General features: G+C 67.0%; 20 protein-coding genes and 1 pseudogene. 11 read left to right on the top strand and 10 right to left on the bottom strand.

What is annotated here, in order from left to right:
- Positions 1-6: 6 nt before the first annotated feature.
- From FOB72_RS07470 to FOB72_RS07460, 3 genes and pseudogenes are all read left to right on the top strand, one after another.
- Positions 7-777: an SDR family NAD(P)-dependent oxidoreductase gene (locus tag FOB72_RS07470; RefSeq protein WP_150371946.1), complete on the top strand. Its 771-nt coding sequence runs from the start codon at positions 7-9 to the stop codon at positions 775-777.
- 96 nt (positions 778-873) lie between these two features.
- A pseudogene (locus FOB72_RS32440) lies at positions 874-1150 on the top strand (hypothetical protein).
- A gap of 3 nt (positions 1151-1153) precedes the next feature.
- Positions 1154-1678, top strand: a complete 525-nt coding sequence (locus tag FOB72_RS07460; protein WP_150371945.1) for a helix-turn-helix transcriptional regulator — start codon at positions 1154-1156, stop codon at positions 1676-1678.
- Between the two features lie 18 nt (positions 1679-1696).
- On the opposite strand, the gene FOB72_RS07455 is transcribed toward FOB72_RS07460, so the two are convergent.
- Positions 1697-2728 (bottom strand): AraC family transcriptional regulator, encoded by a 1032-nt coding sequence (locus tag FOB72_RS07455; RefSeq protein WP_411859828.1) that lies wholly within the window; start codon positions 2726-2728, stop codon positions 1697-1699.
- A gap of 56 nt (positions 2729-2784) precedes the next feature.
- Between FOB72_RS07455 and FOB72_RS07450 the strand changes: the two genes are divergently transcribed.
- Together FOB72_RS07450 and FOB72_RS07445 are read left to right on the top strand one after the other, a co-directional pair.
- The gene (locus FOB72_RS07450; RefSeq protein WP_150371943.1) at positions 2785-3831 is read left to right on the top strand and encodes an SDR family oxidoreductase; all 1047 of its coding nucleotides are present in this window, start codon (positions 2785-2787) and stop codon (positions 3829-3831) included.
- A gap of 127 nt (positions 3832-3958) precedes the next feature.
- On the top strand, positions 3959-4249 hold the full coding sequence (locus FOB72_RS07445; RefSeq protein WP_150371942.1) for a hypothetical protein: 291 nt from the start codon (positions 3959-3961) through the stop codon (positions 4247-4249).
- 51 nt (positions 4250-4300) lie between these two features.
- Here the strand turns inward: FOB72_RS07445 and FOB72_RS07440 are convergent, their stop codons facing one another.
- Complete coding sequence (locus tag FOB72_RS07440) at positions 4301-5062, bottom strand: SDR family NAD(P)-dependent oxidoreductase (protein WP_150371941.1); 762 nt, start codon at positions 5060-5062, stop codon at positions 4301-4303.
- Between the two features lie 113 nt (positions 5063-5175).
- Between FOB72_RS07440 and FOB72_RS07435 the strand changes: the two genes are divergently transcribed.
- Positions 5176-6090 (top strand): LysR family transcriptional regulator, encoded by a 915-nt coding sequence (locus FOB72_RS07435; protein WP_150371940.1) that lies wholly within the window; start codon positions 5176-5178, stop codon positions 6088-6090.
- 23 nt (positions 6091-6113) lie between these two features.
- On the opposite strand, the gene FOB72_RS07430 is transcribed toward FOB72_RS07435, so the two are convergent.
- From FOB72_RS07430 to FOB72_RS07410, 5 genes are all read right to left on the bottom strand, one after another.
- Positions 6114-7586: an N-acyl-D-amino-acid deacylase family protein gene (locus FOB72_RS07430; RefSeq protein WP_150371939.1), complete on the bottom strand. Its 1473-nt coding sequence runs from the start codon at positions 7584-7586 to the stop codon at positions 6114-6116.
- 5 nt (positions 7587-7591) lie between these two features.
- Entirely contained in the window at positions 7592-8590 is a 999-nt protein-coding gene (locus FOB72_RS07425; protein WP_150371938.1) for a Bug family tripartite tricarboxylate transporter substrate binding protein, read from the bottom strand.
- Positions 8591-8680: 90 nt separating this feature from the next.
- The gene (locus tag FOB72_RS07420) at positions 8681-9616 is read right to left on the bottom strand and encodes an N-carbamoyl-D-amino-acid hydrolase (RefSeq protein WP_150371937.1); all 936 of its coding nucleotides are present in this window, start codon (positions 9614-9616) and stop codon (positions 8681-8683) included.
- A gap of 157 nt (positions 9617-9773) precedes the next feature.
- Positions 9774-10673 carry a LysR family transcriptional regulator gene (locus tag FOB72_RS07415; RefSeq protein ID WP_150371936.1) on the bottom strand — a complete coding sequence of 300 codons (900 nt, stop codon included), beginning with the start codon at positions 10671-10673 and terminating at the stop codon, positions 9774-9776.
- Positions 10674-10694: 21 nt separating this feature from the next.
- Positions 10695-11594, bottom strand: a complete 900-nt coding sequence (locus FOB72_RS07410) for a MurR/RpiR family transcriptional regulator (RefSeq protein WP_150371935.1) — start codon at positions 11592-11594, stop codon at positions 10695-10697.
- Between the two features lie 151 nt (positions 11595-11745).
- On the opposite strand from FOB72_RS07410, the gene FOB72_RS07405 reads away from it, so the two are divergent.
- Both FOB72_RS07405 and FOB72_RS07400 read left to right on the top strand, forming a co-directional pair.
- On the top strand, positions 11746-13086 hold the full coding sequence (locus tag FOB72_RS07405; RefSeq protein ID WP_150371934.1) for an aspartate aminotransferase family protein: 1341 nt from the start codon (positions 11746-11748) through the stop codon (positions 13084-13086).
- Positions 13083-13931: a 3-keto-5-aminohexanoate cleavage protein gene (locus FOB72_RS07400; RefSeq protein WP_150371933.1), complete on the top strand. Its 849-nt coding sequence runs from the start codon at positions 13083-13085 to the stop codon at positions 13929-13931. Before FOB72_RS07405 ends, FOB72_RS07400 begins: the two co-directional genes overlap by 4 nt.
- On the opposite strand, the gene FOB72_RS07395 is transcribed toward FOB72_RS07400, so the two are convergent.
- On the bottom strand, positions 13889-14821 hold the full coding sequence (locus FOB72_RS07395) for a LysR family transcriptional regulator (protein ID WP_150371932.1): 933 nt from the start codon (positions 14819-14821) through the stop codon (positions 13889-13891). The genes FOB72_RS07400 and FOB72_RS07395 overlap by 43 nt on opposite strands.
- 168 nt (positions 14822-14989) lie before the next feature.
- Between FOB72_RS07395 and FOB72_RS07390 the strand changes: the two genes are divergently transcribed.
- Both FOB72_RS07390 and FOB72_RS07385 read left to right on the top strand, forming a co-directional pair.
- The gene (locus FOB72_RS07390) at positions 14990-16270 is read left to right on the top strand and encodes an MFS transporter (RefSeq protein WP_150373788.1); all 1281 of its coding nucleotides are present in this window, start codon (positions 14990-14992) and stop codon (positions 16268-16270) included.
- Positions 16271-16328: 58 nt separating this feature from the next.
- Positions 16329-16844 carry a DUF1993 family protein gene (locus tag FOB72_RS07385; RefSeq protein WP_223851455.1) on the top strand — a complete coding sequence of 172 codons (516 nt, stop codon included), beginning with the start codon at positions 16329-16331 and terminating at the stop codon, positions 16842-16844.
- A gap of 16 nt (positions 16845-16860) precedes the next feature.
- On the opposite strand, the gene FOB72_RS07380 is transcribed toward FOB72_RS07385, so the two are convergent.
- Positions 16861-18189, bottom strand: coding sequence for a PQQ-dependent sugar dehydrogenase (locus FOB72_RS07380; RefSeq protein WP_411859814.1), 1329 nt, complete (start codon positions 18187-18189; stop codon positions 16861-16863).
- A 28-nt stretch (positions 18190-18217) separates the two neighbouring features.
- Positions 18218-18706, bottom strand: a complete 489-nt coding sequence (locus tag FOB72_RS07375) for a GFA family protein (protein ID WP_150371931.1) — start codon at positions 18704-18706, stop codon at positions 18218-18220.
- Between the two features lie 253 nt (positions 18707-18959).
- On the opposite strand from FOB72_RS07375, the gene FOB72_RS07370 reads away from it, so the two are divergent.
- Positions 18960-19301 (top strand): hypothetical protein, encoded by a 342-nt coding sequence (locus FOB72_RS07370; protein ID WP_150371930.1) that lies wholly within the window; start codon positions 18960-18962, stop codon positions 19299-19301.
- The last annotated feature ends 24 nt before the right edge of the window (positions 19302-19325 follow it).

Genomic DNA, 19325 nt, shown 5'->3' with positions numbered 1-19325 from the left:
CCAGACATGTCACAGTTGCTTGTGGGGAAAACCGCGCTGGTCACGGGTGGGTCGCGCGGCATTGGACGGGCGATCGCCGAGCGGCTCGCGAAAGAGGGCGCGACGGTCGCGCTGACGTACAACGCGAACAAGGCCGGTGCAGAAGAGGTGGTTGCGGCCATCGGGAGGGATGGGGGCCGTGCTTTCGCGCTGCAGGCCGACCTCGTCGATGCGGCGGCGATTCCGGCAATGTTCGCGGCGCTCGACGGCGAACTTGTCGAACGCACGGGCAGCACGGTACTCGACGTGCTCGTCAACAATGCCGGGAATTCCGGCTGGGGCGGTCTTGCGGATGCGACGCCGGACAGCTGGGACACGATGTTCGCGGTACATGCCCGCGCACCGTTCTTCGTCGTTCAGTCCGCGTTGCGTCGTCTGGCGAATGGCGGTCACATCGTCAATATCTCGTCGGGCCTCGCCACGCGTCCGTTGCCGGTGGTGCCCATCTACGGCATGGCCAAGGCGGCGATCAACAACCTGACCCACTCGCTGGCCATGGAACTGGGGCCGCGCGGCATTACCGTGAATGCCGTCGCGCCAGGTTGGGTGCGAACCGACATGAACGCCGCGGTTCGCGAGAATGCCGGCATGGTGAAGGCCATCGAGGGCGATACCGCATTGGGCCGCTTTGGCGAAACCTCGGACATCGCGGCGGTGGTGGCATTCCTGGCGTCGGACGAAGGGCGCTGGGTGACCGCGCAGGTGATCGAGGCGAGCGGCGGGTACAGGCTTGGATAAGGGTAAATCGGCAAAGTGCGATTCCAAAGGGGGGCTTGGGGGGTGTATGGTTGTCACATGACAACTATGTGGGGGTTCCCACACTGGAGATCGCCGATGGCGCGCGTCGCTCATCCGAAGAAGGACGTAGAGGAAGCGCTCAGGTACGCCGAAAGTTGTGGCTGGCGTGTGGAGGCGGGTGGTGGCCATGCGTGGGGACGGATTTTATTGTCCCCATAACGCGCGCGATTGTCGTTGCGGGGAGTTCTGTATCTCCAGTGTCTGGAGTACTCCCCGGAACGCCTGCAACCATGCGCGTGCGATTCGGCGCGTCGTGGACAACTGCGCGATGCAACAGAGACCGATTCACGTTCCCAAGCTGCGGAAGGATTAGCCGATGGAATACGTTTTTACCTTGAAGTACCAGTTGGCCGATGGTCTGGGCGATCCGGACCGTGTGGTGGCACGGCTGGGGGAGGCAGGTTGCGATGACGCGCTGGTTGGCATCGGGCAGCCCGGCCGACTCGCGTTGGCGTTCACGCGCGAAGCGCCCAGCGCCGATGCGGCGGTGCGCAGTGCGCTCGCGGATGTGCGGCGGGCCGTGCCGGAGGCGCGGCTCATCGAGGTGGCGCCGGACCTCGTTGGACTGACCGATGTCGCCGAGATGATTGGCGTGTCGCGGCAGAACATGCGGAAGCTGATGCTGTCGCACCCGGGGAGTTTTCCGACGCCCGTGCATGAAGGCAGCGCTTCCATCTGGCATCTGGTGGATGTGTTGGCGTGGCTGCAGGCGAAGGGGACCTACTCGCTGGCCAGGGAGGCGCTGGACGTGGCGCGGGTGGCGTTGCAGGTCAATCTGGCCAAGGAGGGCCAGCGGTTGCCGCGGGCGGCGGCGAGGGAGTTGCAGGCACTGGTGGGGTGAGTTCGGTTTTCGGCGGGATCACGCCTCGCCTGGCTCGGCCTCGCGCATGGCCATGCGATAGGCCCTGGGCGAGTGGCCGTTCACGCGCTTGAAGGCCGTGCTGAACGCGCTATCGGATGAGTAGCCGAGCGATTGGGCGACGACGGTGACCGGCGTGTCGTCTTCCCGCAGCGCGCGTTCGGCCAGTCGCATGCGCCATTCGGTGAGGTAGGTCAGCGGCGCGACGCCGGCGACGGTCCTGAAGTGGGCGGCGAACGTCGTGCGGGACATGGCGCAGGCTTTCGCGAGGTCTTCGAGGTGCCAGGTGCGCGCGGGGTCGTCGTGCATCAGGCGCAGGGCCGGCGCGAGGCGGGCGTCTCCGAGCGCGCGGAGCCACCCGGGTGGCATCGGTGCGGACGTCCGCAGGTGCGCGCGCAGGATCTGGATAAACAGCAGCTGCGCGAGCTGCGCGGAGGCGAGCTGGGTGCCGGGCTGTTCGTTGGCGCGCTCTTCGACCAGTTGCGCGAGCAGCCAGCGAAAGGCCGTGGCCTGCGCGGAGGCGGCCGGGACATGGATCCATGGCGGCAGGACGTCGGCCAGCAGCCGGCCGCTGACGGGGTCCAGCAGGATGTGGCCGCCTATCTGCGAGAAATCCGGCGCCGTGCCGGTGCCGGTGCCGGTGCCGATACCGATACCGAGATGCACACCGTTGTTGCCGGCACGGGCGAACACGCTCATCGCATCGACGGGTGGCGTGTCCAGATCGCTCGCGAGCACGAACGATCGTCTGGCCGCCAGCAACCCGACGTCGCCGGTCTCGAAGCGGACCGGTTCCTGCTCGCCGTCGATCCGCACCCAGCACTGCCCCTTCACCACCGCAAAGAACTTGATCTTCTCCGGAGCCGGGAAGCGGAGCGCCCACGGGCCGGTCGCCGTGAATCCGCCTGTGACGATGGACTCGGCATGGGTGAACTTCAGGATGTCGGAAAACGGATCGCGGCTCATCGGGCTAATTCGGCGTATTTCGAGCTTTTTCGTACTATCGCGAAAGTAAATCGCACTTTCAATTATTCACCGTACGCGGCTTCGTGTCTAACCTGACGCCTTTCGGCATTTGGGACATCGACATGAGCGAAGAGACGGTACTGGTCACGGGCGGAACGGGATTTATCGCGCAGCACTGCATGCTGGCCCTGCTGCGCGCGGGCTATCGGGTGCGGACCACGGTCCGGTCCGCGGCGCGGGAGGCGGCGGTGCGCGACCAGCTGCGGACGGGCGGCGTGGCGGCGGGAGATCGGCTGTCGTTCGTCGTCGCCGACCTGGGCGACGACCGCGGCTGGACAGAAGCCGTGGCCGGATGTGCCTACGTGCTCCACGGGGCGTCGCCGACGCCGTCGGGCGATCAGGTGCGCGAGGAGGACTGGATCCGGCCCGCGGTCGGCGGCAATCTGCGCGTGCTCCGCGCTGCGCGGGATGCCGGCGTCAGGCGCGTCGTGCTGACCTCCGCGTTCGGAGCGATCTGTGCCGGGCATGCGCAACTGAATCGGCCGTTCGACGAGAACAACTGGAGCGATCTGACGGCCGGCGACATCTGGCCATACCAGAAGTCCAAGACGCTGTCCGAGCGCGCGGCGTGGGACTTCATCGCGCGCGAGGGCGGTGGCCTCGAGTTGTCGGCCGTCAATCCGACGGCGGTGGTGGGGCCCGTGCTGGGCGCCGACTATTCGCACTCCATCTCGATGATCACGCGAATGCTCGACGGGCAGCGCGGATGCCCGAAGGTCAATTGCGGCTTTGTCGATGTGCGGGACGTGGCCGACCTGCATGTGCTGGCCATGACGAACCCTGCCGCCCGTGGCGAACGCTTCCTGGCGATCGCGGGCGACAGCCTGTGGATGGGCGACGTGGCGAAGGTATTGCAGCGCCGGATGGGCGCGGCGGCCAGCAAGGTATCGGCGTGGGAACTGCCGAACTGGATGGTGCGCCTGGCCGCGCGCAGGAACCCCTCATTGAAAGGGGTCGCCACGCTGCTGGGCAGGAACATGAACGCCACGAGCGAGAAGGCCATTCGCCTGCTTGGCTGGGCGCCGCGTTCGAGCGAGGACGCGATCGTGGCCACGGCCGAGAGTCTGGTCCGGCTGGGCTTGCTGGGGCGGTCGGGCATGGCGGCTTAGTCAGAGTTTGCCGAAAGTTTCTGGTGGGTCCACGCGTGGGATGAATTCGAGAGATCGGCTATTCAGCGCGCTTTGCGGCGCTGCTAGGGTTGGGGTCTGATAACTCTCCGCGCTCGGAATTCGTACCATGCATCCTCCGCACGTCACGCCGCATGACTACTTCACGTTCACCCTGACATACCAGCTTGCCGAGCACGAGCGTGACCTCGAAACCCTCGTCGAACGTCTCGCCCGGCCCACGCTGGCGCAAATGCTGATCCAGATCGACCGCGAGCGGCGATTATCGATGACGTACGTGTGTACGGCGACCGAGGCGCATGCCGTCATGAGCCAGATGCTCCTCGGTGTTCAGCGCGTCGCGCCGTCGGCGTCGTTCGTGTCGTGGGTCCGCCGCGATGGCGTCTGCATCCAGCCGTGACATGCATGGCGGCCGGCCGCGACGTTCCTGTCGCGGCGGCGTCAGCGATGCTCACTGCGCCAGATAGGCGCCATCGACCGCAATGGACTGACCCGTGAGATAGCGCGCCTTGTCGCTGCCAAGAAACACGATGGTCTGCGCGATCTCTTCGGGCGTGCCGGCGCGGCGCGCGGGAATCGTGTCGAGAAAGCCGGACCGGGCGCCGGCGTCGTTGCCGGTGAAGCGGTCGAGCATGTCCGTGGCGACGGGCCCGGGGGCGACCGCATTGACGCGGATGCCGGCGACGGCGCCCTCCAGCGCGGCGGACTTGGTCAGGCCTTCCACGGCGTGCTTGCTGGCCACGTAGACCGATGCGCCCGCAAAGCCAGCGTGTCCGGCGACCGAGGACAGGTTGACGATCGCGCCGCTGCCCTGGGCCAGCATCACGCGCATCTCGTGCTTGAGCGCCAGCAGCGTGCCCAGCACATTCGTCGAGAACGTTTCCTCGTAGTTGGCCACCGACTGCTCGGACAGCGGGGCGACCTGGCCTTCGGTCCCCGCGTTGTTCACCGCCACGTCGATGCGGCCGAAGCGTTCGACCGCGCGTTCCACGAGGTTGCGGACATCGGCTTCGAAGCGCACGTCGGCGCGAACGAACTCGGCTTCCGTGCCGAGCGCGCGCAACTCGGCGGCCAGCTGATGGCCGGCTTCCTCGCGGCGGCCGCTGACGACGAGGCGGCTGCCCTCGCGTGCGAAGGCGAGGGCCGTGGCGCGGCCAATGCCGGTGAGGGCGCCGGTAATGAGGACAACAGGGGCGGCAGCGGAAGGGGTCATGATGGGTCTCCGTGGTTTTGCGTTCATCCACTATCGTTGATTCCCATGCGTAGATTCAGTGGGGTATTCTCATATCAATCATTCCACGCTGGAATAAAGACGAAGGGATATCGATGGACAAGCTGCAGGCGATGCGGACCTTTGTGCGGGTCGTGGAAGCCGGGAGTTTTTCGGCGGTGGCGCATGAGGCGGACGTGACGCAGGGCGCGGTAAGCAAGCAGGTGGCGGCGCTCGAGGCGGACCTCGGCGCGAAGCTGCTCACGCGCACGACGCGATCGCTTGCGCTGACCGAGGAAGGCGCGCGCTATTTCGAGCAGGTGCGGCGGCTCGTGGCCGAGATCGCGGAGGCCGAGGGTGCGCTGCGGTCCGGAGAGCAGCAGCTGTCGGGATGGCTGCGCGTGGCCGCGTCGGTCGCGTTCGGGCGCCGCAAGCTGATGCCGATCGTCCAGGATTTTCTGGCGGAACATCGCCATGTGAAGATCGACCTGCGCCTGCATGACGGGTTTGTCGATCTCGTCGAGCTCGGGATCGATGTCGCGGTGCGGATCGGCGAACTATCGGACAGCAGCCTCGTGGCACGGCGGCTGGGCACCACGCACCGGACGCTGGTGGCGCATCGCAAGTATCTGCGCAGGTTGCCGTCCGGCCTCAAGGCGCCGAAGACACCGGAAGATCTCGCGCAGCACAACTGCCTCGTCTACACCGAGACCGTGTCGCGCAACGTCTGGCAGTTCACGGCGGGCGCCGGTGCGGAAGTGCCGGCGGGCACGACCTCCGCAGTACGGATTCAGGGGAATCTGCAGACGAACAGCAGCGAGGTCATGCGGGCGTCGCTGCTCGCGGGCATGGGGATCGGCTACTCGCCGACATGGCTGTTCGACGAAGAGCTGGCGAGCGGCGAGTTACAGCGATTGTTACCGGACTGGGAAGCCGTGCCGATGCCCATTCATCTGGTCAGCCCCCAGCAACGCCGGCATTCGGCGAAGGTGAGGGCGTTCGCGGACTTCGTCAGCCGCCGGTTCGCGTAGCCGGGCGAGCAGAACGAGCGAGGTCAGGCCGGCGCGAGCATCTGTCCCGGATAGGCGCCCGTGGCGCGCTGCCCATCCCAGACGCATTCGCCATTGACCCAGACCCCGGCAATCCCCTCGCTCGCCTGAATCGGCGCATCGAACGTCGCGCGGTCGGTGACCGTGGCCGGGTCGAAGACGACGAGGTCGGCGCGCATGCCCGGTTGCAGCAGGCCGCGGTCGGGCAGGCCGTAATACCGGGCGGCCAGACCCGTCATCTTGTGGATGGCGGTCTCCAGCGGCATCAGCCCGCGTTCGCGAACGGTGTCCGCCAGAATGCGCGTGAACGTGCCCCACTGGCGCGGATGCGGATGCTTGTCGAACGGCAACCCGTCCGAGCCGACCATGCAACGGGGATCGGCGACGATACGATCGACGTCCTCCTGGCTCATCAGGAAGTAGATGGCGCCGGCCGGTGACAGGCGCGCGAGCATCTGGTCGTCGTCGAGGCCCAGTTCGCGCTGGATATCGTCGAAGTCGCGGCCGGAAGCCTCCGGATAGCCTTCCGACCACGTGATCATCGTGCGGCGGGCCAGACGCACGCGGTCGAGCCGCAGCATCGTCGAGGTGGCGGGATACGGATGGCAGTCGAGGCAGACGGGCTGCAGCGCGCCGGCCTGGCCGATACGCGCGAGCGTCGCGGCCGAGCGGCCATGGTTGCGTTCGCCCGCGAGCTTGTGGTGAGAGAACACCACGCGTGTGCCGAGCGCGCGGCCGATCTCGAGCGCTTCTTCGATGGCCGCGTCGATCTGGTCGGCCTCGTCGCGCAGATGCGTGGCGTAGATACCGCCGCGCGCACGCAGCGGGCCGCCGACGTCGATGATCTCGCGCGTGGTGGCATGGGCCGCGGGCGGATAGAACGTGCCCGTGGACATGCCGAATGCGCCGGCCTCGATCGCCTCCGCCAGCAGTGCCTGCATGCGGGCCGTCTCGTCCGGCGTGGCGGGGCGTTGCAGGTCGTCCATCGCGGCGACGCGCAGCGTGGTATGGCCCACAAGTGGAATCACGTTCACCGCCGCGGGCTGGGCGCGCAACGTAGCGAGCCAGTCCGCGAAACGCGGAAAGCGGAACAGGTCGCGCGGGCCGAGCAGGTCGAGCGGTTGCGGCACCCGGTCCGCCGCCGGCGACGGCGCCAGGCTGATGCCGCAGTTGCCGGTGACCACCGTGGTGATGCCCTGCGACACCTTGGGCACCATGTCGCGATGCGCGAGCAGATAGCCGTCGTCGTGCGTGTGGGAGTCGATAAAGCCGGGCGCGACGGTGAGCCCGGCGATATCACGCACAGTCATATCGCCCACGTCGCCCTCGATGGCGGTGCCGGGCGCGGCGAGGGCCGCGATGCGGTCGCCTTCGACGAGGACGTCCGCGGCGCGGGCCGGCGCGCCGGTGCCGTCGATGACCATGCCGCCGCGCAGCAGCAGGCGGGCGGTCCGATCCGGTTGGCGGGATGGGGTCATGGCGATCAGTCGAGCTTCTCGATATGCGCTTCGTCGATCAGCTTGCGCCAGCGCTCGGTTTCTTCGTTGATCGTCGCCTGGAAGTCGGCCGGACTGCCACCCGCGGGCACGGCACCGAGCTTGGCAAGCCCATCGCGCACCACGTCGGTCTTGAGCGCGGCATTGGCGGCCTGGTTGAGCTTGCTCACCACCTCCGGCGGCGTACCGCGCGGCGCGACCACGCCGCCCCATGCCACGGTCTGGTAGCCCTTGAGCCCCGATTCGTCGAGCGTGGGCACGTTGGGCAGGATCGGCAGCCGCTTGAGGCTGCTGACGCCGAGCGCGCGCACCTTGCCGGCCGCGATCTGCGGACCGACTTCGGACGTATTGGCGAACAGATAGTCGATGCGGCCGCCGAGCAGATCCTGCAGCGCGGCCGGGCCGCCGTTGTACGGCACGAACAGCACGTCGATCCTGGCCATGCTCTTGAACAGTTCGCCGCCAAGGTGGCCCGTGGTCCCGATGCCGGGCGCGCCGAACGACAGCGTGCCGGGCGCCTTTTTCGCGGCGTCGATCAGGCCCTTGGCGGTGTGGAACGGCGAATCGCTGCGGACGATCAGCACGTTGTAGAGATCGAACGCGTGCACGATGGGCACGAGGTCCTTGTCCACGTCGTAGGGCAGCTTCTTGAACAGCGAGCGGTTGACGGCCAGCGTGTTGACGTTGCCATAGCCTACCGTGTAGCCGTCCGCGGCCTTGCTCTTGATTTGCAGGATGCCGATATTGCCGGCCGCGCCGGGACGGTTCTCGATGACCATCGGCACGCCGAGCGTGCGCGTCATTTCATTGGTGACGAGCCGCGACAGCACGTCGGGCGAGCCGCCCGCCGCGGACGGGACCACGAACGTGATGGGTTTGTCCGGCCATGCGGCGAACGCCTGCACCGCCGGCAGTGCCAGCGAGACGCCGATGGCGGCAATGGTCAAACGCTTGATGAAACGGGAGGGCAGACGAAACGGGAGCATGCGACTTCCTTCGGGCAGACGGCAGATCGATAATTCGGGGAATGCAACAAGCGTGCGCGGCGATGGTTCGACGTGGCGTTCCACGCAGCCTCAGGGCAGCGGATCGCCCACGCCGACGCGCTCGGTAATGAGCCGGTAGTGTTCGGGGCGCCGGTGCTTCGCGAAGTTGAAGACGTGCTGGCGGAAGTGTTCGCCAAGCGTCAGGTCCGCGTGCACCGAGATGACTTCGTCCTCTTCGGTGAGCGCGCGCGCGACGATCTCGCCCGTGGGCGCGACGATGACCGAGTTGCCGATCATGTGATGGCCGTCCTCGCTGCCGCACTTGGCCGCCGCCGCGACCCAGATCCCGTTCTGGTACGCATTGGCCTGCAGCGAGATGAGGTGCGTGGACGTACGCAGATGCGCGGGCTCGTTCCAGTGGATATTGCGTGACGGCGTGTTGTAGCCGAGCACGACCACCTCGGCACCCTGCAGCGCCATGACGCGATAGGTTTCGGGCCAGCGGCGATCGTTGCAGATGCACATGCCGAAGCGCGTGTCCTGCGTATCGAATACGCGGAAGCCGAGGTCGCCGACTTCGAAGAACTTTTTCTCGAGATGCTGGAACGGCGCGTCCGGCTTGTGATCGCTGTGGCCAGGCAGATGGATCTTGCGGTATTTGCCGACGATCGCACCGTCCGTGCCGACGAGGATCGACGTGTTGAAGGCCTGCCCCTCGGGCGTCAGTTCCGCGTAGCCGAGATAGAAGCCGATGCCGAGCCTTTTCGCCTCGTCGAACAGCGGCTGCGTGGCCGGGCCGGGCATGCTGCGTTCGAAGAAGCGTTCCTGCGCTTCGGCCTCGTCCATCCAGTAGCGGGGAAAGAACGTGGTGAGCGCGAGCTCGGGAAACACGACGAAGGTCGCGCCGCGGCCGTGCGCGTCGCGCATCATGTCGAGGAGTCGGCGGACGACGGCGGCACGCGAGTCGGCCAGATGGACGGGGCCCATCTGTGCGACGGCGAGGCCAAGGGTGCGCTTGGATTGCATGCGGGTTCCGTAATGGTCGGGAGCGGGATGCGAGCCATTATCGGAACCGGGTGCGGGCGCGTCGAATGACGGTTTGTGCGTCGGTCTTAATCGCGGTTTAAGACGTTGCCCCGGCGTGGTGCGGTGCACACGGACAGTGCGGCGTGCACAAAGGTCGCTACGGTGCCGCCACGTCGTGCTGCGCCAGCACATTGCGCAGCACGCGGATAAATGCCTCCGCCACCGGCGAGACGGACTCCGTGCGCAGGTGCACGAGGTCCGCGACGATCGGCGCGGCATGCTCCAGGGGCAGTACGCGGAAACGCGCGCCGGGCCAGCCGCGCAGCAGGAACTCATCGACGAGTGCAATGCCCGCGCCCGCATGCACGAGCGCACAGGCCGTGTGGGGCAGTCCGGCCTCGATCGCCACGCGCGGGGTTTCGCCGGCTTCGCGGTAGAGCTTGTCGATGCGCTGGCCGAACGGCGTATCGGGCGGATAGGCGATAAGGGGATACGGCAGCAGGTCCGCCACGGTGACCGATGTCCGCGACGCCACCGGGTGCGACGGCGGGCAGATGCAGACCACGCGGCTCGATGCCAGCGGCGTGGTGGTTAGCGTGGGATGATCCATCGGCAGCGTGGAGACACCGACCTCGATCTGACGGTTCAGCAACTGCTCCTTGAGCTGCGCGTGCGTCATGCACTGGAAATGGATGCGCACGTCGGGGTTGCCGATATGGAATTGCGCGATGGCCTGCGGCACGAGCATCTGGCCGATGCTGGGGCTCGCGCCGACGCTGATCAGGCCGTGGCGGCGATCGGCGAGCTCGTGGATCAGGTCCTCGATGCGCTCGACGCCGCGATAGACGAGCTGCACCTCGTGATAGAGGCGGCGCGCTTCCTCGGTGGGGTGGAGACGGCCCTTGATGCGCTCGAACAGCGGAAACCCGAGCCGGCTCTCGGTGTACGACAGCATGCGGCTGACCGCGGGCACGGAGACGTGCAGCAGCCGCGAGGCATCGCTCACGGAGCCCGTGCTCATGACCGCCCGAAAGACTTCGATCTGCCGCAGGTTCATGATTCGCTCCCCTCAGCGCGCTCAGTTGCGCTTCGCACCCTTGCCCTGCACGTAGGCGCCGGCCTGATGCAGTTGCCCCTCGGTATGCTCGAGCGCCTTGATCGCGCCCTTGCCCTTGCGCGCCAGCAACTGCTCGACGAGGCCTTCGGCCAGCGCGATACCGGCGGTGATCGACGGGAAGAACGACGGGCTATCCACCGAAAACAGCAGCGTGCAATCGGCATGCAGCGCGATGGGCGCCACCGTGCTGTCGGTCATCGCGACCACGCGGCAGCCCGCTTCGCGCGCGGCGTCGGTGACGCGGATGATCTCGGCGGAATAGGGGGCGAAGCTGACGACGACGACCGCATCGCGCGCGGTAAGGGCGCGGAGTTCCATTTCCAGCGCGCCGGCATCGCCGCGAATGAGCTGGACCGTCGGGCGGAACAGCCGGTAGACGTAATGCAGGGTCGCCGCGATGGGCGCGCACGAGCGGAAGCCGGCCACATAGACGTTGCCGGCCGCGCTCAGCAGATCGACGGCCTTGGTCATGGCTGCCGCGTTCTGCTCGCCGGTCACGTCGAGGTTGCGATGCTGCGCGTCGAACATGTCCTTGAGCAGGCGGTTGGAGCCGCCGGCCTGCACGACCTTGCGCGCGCGTTTGGCATACGGTTGCGGGCCGCCGCGCATCGACTCGACGAACAGCTCGCGCAATCCCTGCCAGCCCTCGAAGCCCAGGAACTGCGCGAGCCGCACGAGCGTGGCGGGCTGGACGCCGGCTTCGGTCGCCACCTTGCGCATCGACAGCAGCGGGACTTCCTGGGGATGGTCGAGCAGATAGCGCGCGCCGCCCTGGAACTGGGTGCTGAGCTCGGCGAAATGCTCGCGCAGATACGTCAGCAGATCGTCGAGGTGTTGCGGCGGCACGAGGGGGGAAGTCATCGTCGGGGTGCGTGGGACTCGGGATGTAACGATTGTTGCACAAGTCAGGGTTGAATCATTCGAATCTTATCGCGCTACGTATGAAACAAATGTTGCGTAACGCGCGGAGCGCTCATATACTTTCTCCATCGGTTTTCACCTTCACACCACCATGACCAAGGTCTTCCATCGCAATCCGCGTCAGGCCATGCCCATTGCCGTCGGCGGGCAGGGCGTCGAGCTGTTCGACAATCAGGGCAAGCGTTATATCGACGCATCGGGCGGTGCGGCCGTATCGTGCCTCGGGCACGGGCATCCGCGCGTGATCGCGGCCATTCGCGAGCAGGTGGAGACGCTGGCTTATGCGCATACGTCGTTCTTCACGACCGAGGTATCGGAGACGCTCGCGGATACCCTCGTCGCGGCGGCGCCCGGCGATCTTGATCATGTGTACTTCGTCTCGGGCGGATCGGAGGCCGTGGAGGCCGCGCTGAAGCTCGCGCGGCAGTATTTCGTGGAGACTGGACAGCCCGCGCGGCGCCACTTCGTCGCGCGCCGCCAGAGCTATCACGGCAACACGCTCGGTGCGCTGGCGATCGGCGGCAACGCGTGGCGCCGCGAACCGTTCCTGCCGTTGCTGGTGCCCGCCCATCATGTGTCGCCGTGCTACGCCTATCGCGACCAGCGCGAGGACGAGACCGAGGACGCGTACGCACAGCGGCTGGCCGACGAACTCGAGGCGAAGATCCTCGAACTCGGGCCGGAGACGGTGGCGGCGTTCGTCGCGGAGACAGTCGTGGGCGCCACCGCGGGCGCCGTGCCCCCCGTTGGCGACTACCTGCGCCGCATCCGCGCGGTCTGCGACAAGTACGGCGTGCTGCTGATCCTCGACGAAGTCATGGCCGGCATGGGCCGCACCGGCTATACGTTCGCCTGCGAGGAAGACGGCGTGGTGCCCGATATCGTGACGATTGCCAAGGGGCTCGGCGCGGGGTACCAGCCCATCGGCGCGATGCTGTCCACGGACCGGATCTACGATGCGATCGTGGGCGGCAGCGGCTTCTTCCAGCATGGGCATACCTATATCGGCCATGCGACCGCCTGCGCGGCGGCACTGGCCGTGCAGCGCACGATTGCCGAGGAGCGTCTGCTCGACAATGTGCGGGCGCGCGGCGAGCAGCTGCGCGCGCGGCTGCGCGAGGTACTGGGCGCGCATCCGAACGTCGGCGATGTGCGGGGCCGCGGGCTGTTCGTCGGCGTGGAGTTCGTGGCGGACCGCGAGACCAGGGCCACGCTGGATCCCGCGCGCAAGGTGCACGCGAAGATCAAGTCGACGGCCATGCAGAACGGGCTGCTGATCTATCCGATGGGCGGCACCGTGGACGGCGTGCATGGCGACCATGTGCTGTTCGCCCCGCCGTTTATCAGCACCGCGAACGATATCGATCGCATCGTCGAGCGGTTTGCGACGACGGTCGATGCCGTGTTGCCCGCATCGGGGAGCGTCCGATGACGACATCCGTAACGAACACGCGGCGCGGGTACGCGCTGGCCGTGGCGCCGAACGGCGCGCGCAAGACGCATCGCGATCATGCGCGCCTGCCGATCACCCCCGATGAACTGGCCCGATGCGCGCGCGAGTGCCTCGATGCCGGCGCGTCGATGATCCATCTGCATGTGCGCAAGGCCGACGATACGCATAGCCTCGAGGTCGGCGACTATGCACCCGCCGTGGCGGCCGTGCGCAAGGCCGTGGGGCAGGAGCTGGTCATCCAGCTGACGACCGAGGCCGTGGGGATCTATGCGCCCGCGCAGCAGATCGCGACGATTCGCGCGCTGCGGCCCGAAGCCGCATCGGTGGCGGTACGCGAGCTCGTGCCGAAGGACGCCGCGCAGGACGATGCCGCGGCATTTTTCCACTGGATGCGCGAGGCAGGCGTGGTGGCGCAGTACATCCTCTACGACGCCGAAGACGTGCGCCGCTATGCGGCGCTGCGCGCAAGCGGCGTGATCCCGGCGGACGGGCACTGGGTGCTGTTCGTGCTGGGGCGCTACGCGGTCGGGCAGACGTCGTCGCCCGCGGACCTGCTGCCGTTTCTTGAGGCCTGGCGCGAGCTGGGCCTCGATCGCGCCGGCATCGAATGGGCGGTCTGCGCGTTTGGCCGGCAGGAGGCGGACTGCGCGGCGGCCGCGATCCTGCTCGGCGGGCATGCGCGCATCGGGTTCGAGAACAATATGCTGCTGCCGTCCGGCGACGTCGCGCCGGACAATGCGGCGCTGCTGCGCGCGGTGCGAACGAGCGTGGACGCGCTTGGCTATGCGCCTTGCAACGCGGCCGCCTTGCGTGGGCTCACCTGAGGCTTCGCCGGGGCGGCCGGCTTGCCGTGGAACTGGCGGATCATCGCCAGAAAGGCCTGCATGGCGCTCGTGACATAGGCATCTTCGCGGCGGATGAACAGGGTGTCCACGCGCGCAAGCTCGCGCGGCATGCGGTGCAGCGCGATGCGGCCCGCGGCGGCCGCATCGGCGAGCACGCCGCGCGGCAGCAGCGTGACGCCCACCCCCGCGGAGACGCAACTGACGATGGCATCGAGCGAGCCGAATTCGAGCGGCCTTGCCACGACGATGCCGAGGCTCGCAAGGTAGGATTCGAGCCGCTGGCGATACGAACAACCGCTCTGGAACACCACGATGCGTGGATCGGGCAGGGACGCGAGCGCCCTGGGCGAGGGGATGGCGAGGCTCGTCGCCAGCACGAGTTCCTCGGTGAATACGCGCTCCTGATGCAGATCGGGATGCGAGACCGGCCCCGCGACGAACGCGCCATCCATTTGCGAGGCAGCCACGTCGCGCACGAGGCTCGCGGTGCTGCCCGCCGTGACGGTCAGCCGCACGGCCGGATAGGCGCGCGCGAACTCGGTCAGCAACGGCGACAGCCGCCACGCGGTGGTCGTCTCCAGCGAGCCCAGCGCGAGCGTGCCGCCCGGCACGCCGTCGTCGCGCGCGGCGGCCCGCGCCTCCGCAATCAGCCGCGCGATGCGTGGCACGAACGGCAGGATGCGTTGCCCGGCCGCCGTCACGCTGACGCCGCGCGCATGGCGCTCGAACAGCTGGGTGCCCAGCGCGTCTTCCAGCGCGCGGATGCGCGCCGTCACATTGGATTGCACGGTGTGCAGTTCCGCGGCGGCCTTGTTCATGCTGCCATGCCGGGCCACGGCTTCGAAAGTTTTCAGGTCGGCGACGTCCATGGGGTCTCGCTGGATGCGGTCATCGTTCCCGACTGTAGCGCGCTTCCGCGATCGTTGCATGGCTATCTGTATTTCAGATAACTGGTATCGTTATTTTTCAGTTCTCATGATTGCCGATTACGCCTAGCCTTTGGCTATCTCCGATAGCGATGGATAGAGGCAATGACGATGAAGGACGACATGGCGCTGGCCGTGGCCGGCAACTCCCCTCCGGCGGATGTCGCCTCGCCGCCGCCGGCGCGCGGATACGCGGAGCGCAATCAGGCGTACTGGCGGCGCAACCTTTACGTCTGCGTGTTCGGCTCCTTCACCACGCTGATCAGCCTCAGCATGCTGCTGCCGTTTCTGCCGCTCTACGTCGAGCAGCTTGGCGAGACCTCGCCGGCGGCCATCGTGCAATGGTCGGCGGTGGCCTTCGGCGCCACGTTCTTCGGGACCGCCATCACGGCACCGCTCTGGGGCCGCCTGGCGGACCGCTTCGGCCGCAAGCCGATGCTCGTGCGCGCGGCCATCGGCATGGCGATCGTGATGTCGCTGATCGGTGTGGCGCATACGGTCACGGAACTGGTGGTGCTGCGGCTCGTCGCGGGGCTGATCGGAGGCTATGCCTCCGCGTCGATCGTCATGATCGGCACGCAGGCGCCGAAGGAACGCGCGGGGTGGGCGCTCGGCGTGCTCTCCACCGGGGCGCTGGCCGGCAACCTGATCGGGCCGCTCGTCGGCGGTTTCCTGCCGGGACTCGTCGGCATTCGCGGCACGTTCTTCGTCGGCGGCGCCATCATCGCCGTGGCGGCGCTCGCCACGATCTTTCTGGTGCGCGAAGACTTCGACCGCCATGCCGATACGAAGCCGCGCGTGCAGGTCGATGGCATGGCGGCCGATCCGTCACGGCGGATCGTCATCGTCGCATTGCTGATTACCGCGATGATGGTGCTGCTGGCGAACATGTCGATCGAACCGATCATCACCGTGTATATCGGCGAGCTCGGGGTGCCGACCGCGCATCAGGCGCGCATGGCGGGTATCGTGATGGCCGCTTCCGCCTTCGGCAGCATGCTGACCGCGCCGCGGCTCGGTGCATTGGCGGACCGCATCGGCAGCTGGAACGTGATCGTCGGGTGCCTTGTGGCGACGGCCGTGGTGATGGTGCCGCAGGCGTTCGTGACGGCGTGGTGGCAGCTTGCCATCCTGCGTGGCCTGATGGGCATGACGATTGCCGGGTTGTTGCCGTCGATCGCCAAGCTCGTCCGGCAGTCGGTCGACGAGAACCGCTCGGGCAAGACGCTCGGGTATCTGCAGTCGGCGCAGTTCTCGGGACAGGTAGTGGGGCCGCTGCTTGGCGGCCAGGTGGGGGCGCATGTCGGCCTGCGCTACGTGTTTGTCGCGACGGCGGCGCTGCTGCTGCTGTGCGCGGCGATGAACCGCTGGGTCAAGCAACGGCACGTTTAGAGAATTTGCACTATTCTCTCGGCTGTCGTTCACCTTCCCCCCCGAGGAGACCCCGTCCATGAGCCAGACTTCGCTCTCGATGTATGACGCATCGATCCCCGTTTTCATTCGTTACCTGACCAACCTCTCGGCCATTCTGGAGAAGGGCGTGGCGCATGCGAAGGAGCAGGGAATCGATCCGCAAACGCTGATCGATACCCGCCTCGTGGCGGACATGGATGCGCTGCCCGCGCAGATCCAGCGCGCGAGCGATGCCGCCAAGGGCGCCGCCGCGCGTCTGGCGGGCGTGGAAGTCCCGTCGTTTGCCGACGACGAAACGACGTTTGCCCAGCTGCAGGAGCGCATCGCGAAGACGATCGGCTTCCTGAAGACCATTCGCGCCGAGCAGATGGAAGGCAGCGAATCGCGCTCGATCGAGCTCAAGATGCGCACGGGCCCCGTGACGTTCGACGGCAAGACGTACCTGCTGTCGTTCGCGCTGCCGAATTTCTTCTTCCACGTGACCACCGCGTATGGCCTGCTGCGCCACAAGGGCGTGCAGATCGGCAAGCTGGACTACCTCGGGCCGCGCTGAGCCCTCCGCCGCGCCCCTATTTGGCCCCTGATACGCGCCAGATCATGTTGCCGACGTCGTCGGCAACGAGCAGCCCGCCGCGCTTGTCGATGGCCACGCCGACGGGCCGCCCCTGCGCGTCGCCATCCTCGTTCAGGAAGCCCGTCAGCACGTCGAACGGGGCACCGCTCGGCTTGCCCTGGTCGAACGGCACGAAGATGACCTTGTAGCCCGAGCGCGGCTTGCGGTTCCACGAGCCGTGCTGGCTCACGATCATGCCGTGCTGGAACTGCGCGGGCAGGCTGCTGCCCTGGGCCGACGTGAGCCCCAGCGACGCGGTATGCGCGCCCACGGCATAGTCGGGCACGATGGCCTTGGCCACCATGTCCGGCGCGGGCGGCTTCACGCGCTCATCGACGTGCTGCCCGTAGTAGCTGTAAGGCCAGCCGTAGAATCCGCCATCGCGCACCGACGTGATGTAGTCGGGTACGAGGTCGTTGCCGATCTCGTCGCGTTCGTTGACGGAGGTCCATAGCATGCCGCTGGCCGAATCCCACGCCATGCCGTTGGGATTGCGCAGGCCGCTCGCGAAGACGCGGTGCTGGCCCGTGCGCGGATCGATTTCCCAGATGGCCGCCCGGCCCACTTCCTTGTCGATACCGTTTTCCGCGACGTTGCTGTTGGAGCCGACCGTCGCGTACAGCTTCGTCCCATCCGGGCTGGCAATGATGTTCTTGGTCCAGTGGTGGTTCAGCGGTCCGGCCGGCAGATCGACGACCTTCTGTCCCGGTTCGGTGATGCTGGTCTGGCCGGGCGTGTATGGGAATCGCACCACCGCATCGGTATTGGCCACGTAGAAGTCCGCGCCGACCAGCGCCATGCCGAACGGCGAATTGAGGTTCTGCAGGAATACGGTCTTCACTTCGGCCACGCCGTCGCCATCGGCATCGCGCAGCAGCGTGATGCGATTCGCGCTGGGAACGGTCGCGCCCGCGCGCTTCATGAACATCCTGGAGAACCACCCCTTGATGCCCTTGTCGTCGTCCGGCTTGGGCGGCGCGTTCGATTCGGCCACGAGCACGTCGCCGTTGGGCAGCACGTAGACCCAGCGCGGATGGTCGAGCCCGCCCGCGAACGCGGTGACGCTCATGCCCTCGGCCGGCACCGGGGTCTTCCCGTCTGCCCAGCCCTTGGCCGTGGCGACGTGCACGGTGGGGATGGTCTGCTTCTTCGGCTCGGGAAGCTGCGGCGTGGGCCCGAAGCCCGCGGACTCGGGCAACTTGGACGATTCGCCGCAGCCGGTGGCGAGCACCACGATGGCGGCGGCTAAGGGCAGGGCAAGCATGCGGGACATGCGCTGTGCCATGGCGGATCTCCAGTTTCTCTGTGAACGTTTATTCGGACAGCAGACCGTGGCGCGCATGCCAGTCGTGCAGCGATTCCTCGGGCCACGTGCCCACGTGCCGGTGGCCCTTGCCGCGTGGCACATCGACCCAGGGTGCCACGTAGTCGAGTCCGGCCTCGACGACTTCGGGCGGTTTGGGCAGCGGCGTATCGATGGCGCTCGCGTGGGGATGGACGAGTTCGGGCCAGCGCGGATCCCACATCCACAGTGCGCTGCCGCACTTGATGCAGAAATGCCGTTGCCCTTTCGAACGCGTGGGACACTTGCCGGCTTCACGCATCACGGCGTGATAGATCGCGACGTTCTTCTTGCCACGCACGCGCAGCGTGGTGGCATCGCCGCCGAGGTTGATCGCATAGCCGCCACCGCCCGCGGTCTTGCGGCAGATGGAGCAGTGGCAATGCATGTACGGATACGGCGAGTCGGATTCGAGGCTGAATTCCACCGCGCCGCAATGACAGGATCCTTCCAGATGCATGGTGCCTCCATACAGGACGTCGTCACTCAGTGTGGTCCACGGAGCGCGCCTGTGCAAGCGAAACGGCGCGTATCTGTGGCCTTGTCGGGCTCTGTCTGTCAGCGTGGATGAGTTTTTGTAAGGAGATGTGTGAATGCGGCACGCGGGGCCCGATGACGCTTCTAAACTTCGGCAGGCATGCGGTACCAAAACCCGCTCATTCATCCCGCTCACGTATGCGGCTTTTTTTCAAAAACTACCTGAGAGGTCTCACATGTCCAAGAACCATACCCTTCGTACTTCCGCTCTGATTGGCGCGCTGGCCGCGGGCCTGATGTCGGCCACCGCCTTCGCCCAAACCACGACCACGACCGCGCCGGCCGCCGGTACCAACACCGTGCCGCCGGGCTACACGCAGGTGCAGCCGCCCAAGGATCCGCTCGTGGAGCGCCGCGAACAGCGCCGCGAAGCGAAGCAGGAATACGCGGCGGAGAAGAAGGCCGCCAAGGCCGAATACAAGCAGGATGTCGGCGCCGCGAAGCAGGAGCGCAAGGACGCCTACAAGGCCGCCAACGAGCAGGCCACGCAGCAGCTCCAGCAAGGCACGAAGCAGTAACGTTGCCAGTCAGGGAAGCGTGGC

The sequence above is a fragment of the Cupriavidus pauculus genome (assembly GCF_008693385.1).
In the GTDB taxonomy this organism is placed as follows: domain Bacteria; phylum Pseudomonadota; class Gammaproteobacteria; order Burkholderiales; family Burkholderiaceae; genus Cupriavidus; species Cupriavidus pauculus_D.
This window is presented reverse-complemented; position numbering and strand designations above follow the sequence as displayed.

Excerpts from the sequence above, each read along its gene's own strand:
- FOB72_RS07380 (WP_411859814.1), bottom strand. The coding sequence starts at position 18,189 with ATGGCACAGCGCATGTCCCGCATGCTTGCCCTGCCCTTAGCCGCCGCC.
- FOB72_RS07420 (WP_150371937.1), bottom strand. The coding sequence starts at position 9,616 with ATGCAATCCAAGCGCACCCTTGGCCTCGCCGTCGCACAGATGGGCCCC.
- FOB72_RS07430 (WP_150371939.1), bottom strand. The coding sequence starts at position 7,586 with ATGACCCCATCCCGCCAACCGGATCGGACCGCCCGCCTGCTGCTGCGC.
- FOB72_RS07370 (WP_150371930.1), top strand. The coding sequence starts at position 18,960 with ATGTCCAAGAACCATACCCTTCGTACTTCCGCTCTGATTGGCGCGCTG.
- FOB72_RS07460 (WP_150371945.1), top strand. The coding sequence starts at position 1,154 with ATGGAATACGTTTTTACCTTGAAGTACCAGTTGGCCGATGGTCTGGGC.
- FOB72_RS07405 (WP_150371934.1), top strand. The coding sequence starts at position 11,746 with ATGACCAAGGTCTTCCATCGCAATCCGCGTCAGGCCATGCCCATTGCC.
- FOB72_RS07435 (WP_150371940.1), top strand. The coding sequence starts at position 5,176 with ATGGACAAGCTGCAGGCGATGCGGACCTTTGTGCGGGTCGTGGAAGCC.
- FOB72_RS07400 (WP_150371933.1), top strand. The coding sequence starts at position 13,083 with ATGACGACATCCGTAACGAACACGCGGCGCGGGTACGCGCTGGCCGTG.
- FOB72_RS07425 (WP_150371938.1), bottom strand. The coding sequence starts at position 8,590 with ATGCTCCCGTTTCGTCTGCCCTCCCGTTTCATCAAGCGTTTGACCATT.
- FOB72_RS07410 (WP_150371935.1), bottom strand. The coding sequence starts at position 11,594 with ATGACTTCCCCCCTCGTGCCGCCGCAACACCTCGACGATCTGCTGACG.
- FOB72_RS07390 (WP_150373788.1), top strand. The coding sequence starts at position 14,990 with ATGAAGGACGACATGGCGCTGGCCGTGGCCGGCAACTCCCCTCCGGCG.
- FOB72_RS07445 (WP_150371942.1), top strand. The coding sequence starts at position 3,959 with ATGCATCCTCCGCACGTCACGCCGCATGACTACTTCACGTTCACCCTG.
- FOB72_RS07440 (WP_150371941.1), bottom strand. The coding sequence starts at position 5,062 with ATGACCCCTTCCGCTGCCGCCCCTGTTGTCCTCATTACCGGCGCCCTC.
- FOB72_RS07450 (WP_150371943.1), top strand. The coding sequence starts at position 2,785 with ATGAGCGAAGAGACGGTACTGGTCACGGGCGGAACGGGATTTATCGCG.
- FOB72_RS07385 (WP_223851455.1), top strand. The coding sequence starts at position 16,329 with ATGAGCCAGACTTCGCTCTCGATGTATGACGCATCGATCCCCGTTTTC.
- FOB72_RS07395 (WP_150371932.1), bottom strand. The coding sequence starts at position 14,821 with ATGGACGTCGCCGACCTGAAAACTTTCGAAGCCGTGGCCCGGCATGGC.
- FOB72_RS07470 (WP_150371946.1), top strand. The coding sequence starts at position 7 with ATGTCACAGTTGCTTGTGGGGAAAACCGCGCTGGTCACGGGTGGGTCG.
- FOB72_RS07415 (WP_150371936.1), bottom strand. The coding sequence starts at position 10,673 with ATGAACCTGCGGCAGATCGAAGTCTTTCGGGCGGTCATGAGCACGGGC.
- FOB72_RS07375 (WP_150371931.1), bottom strand. The coding sequence starts at position 18,706 with ATGCATCTGGAAGGATCCTGTCATTGCGGCGCGGTGGAATTCAGCCTC.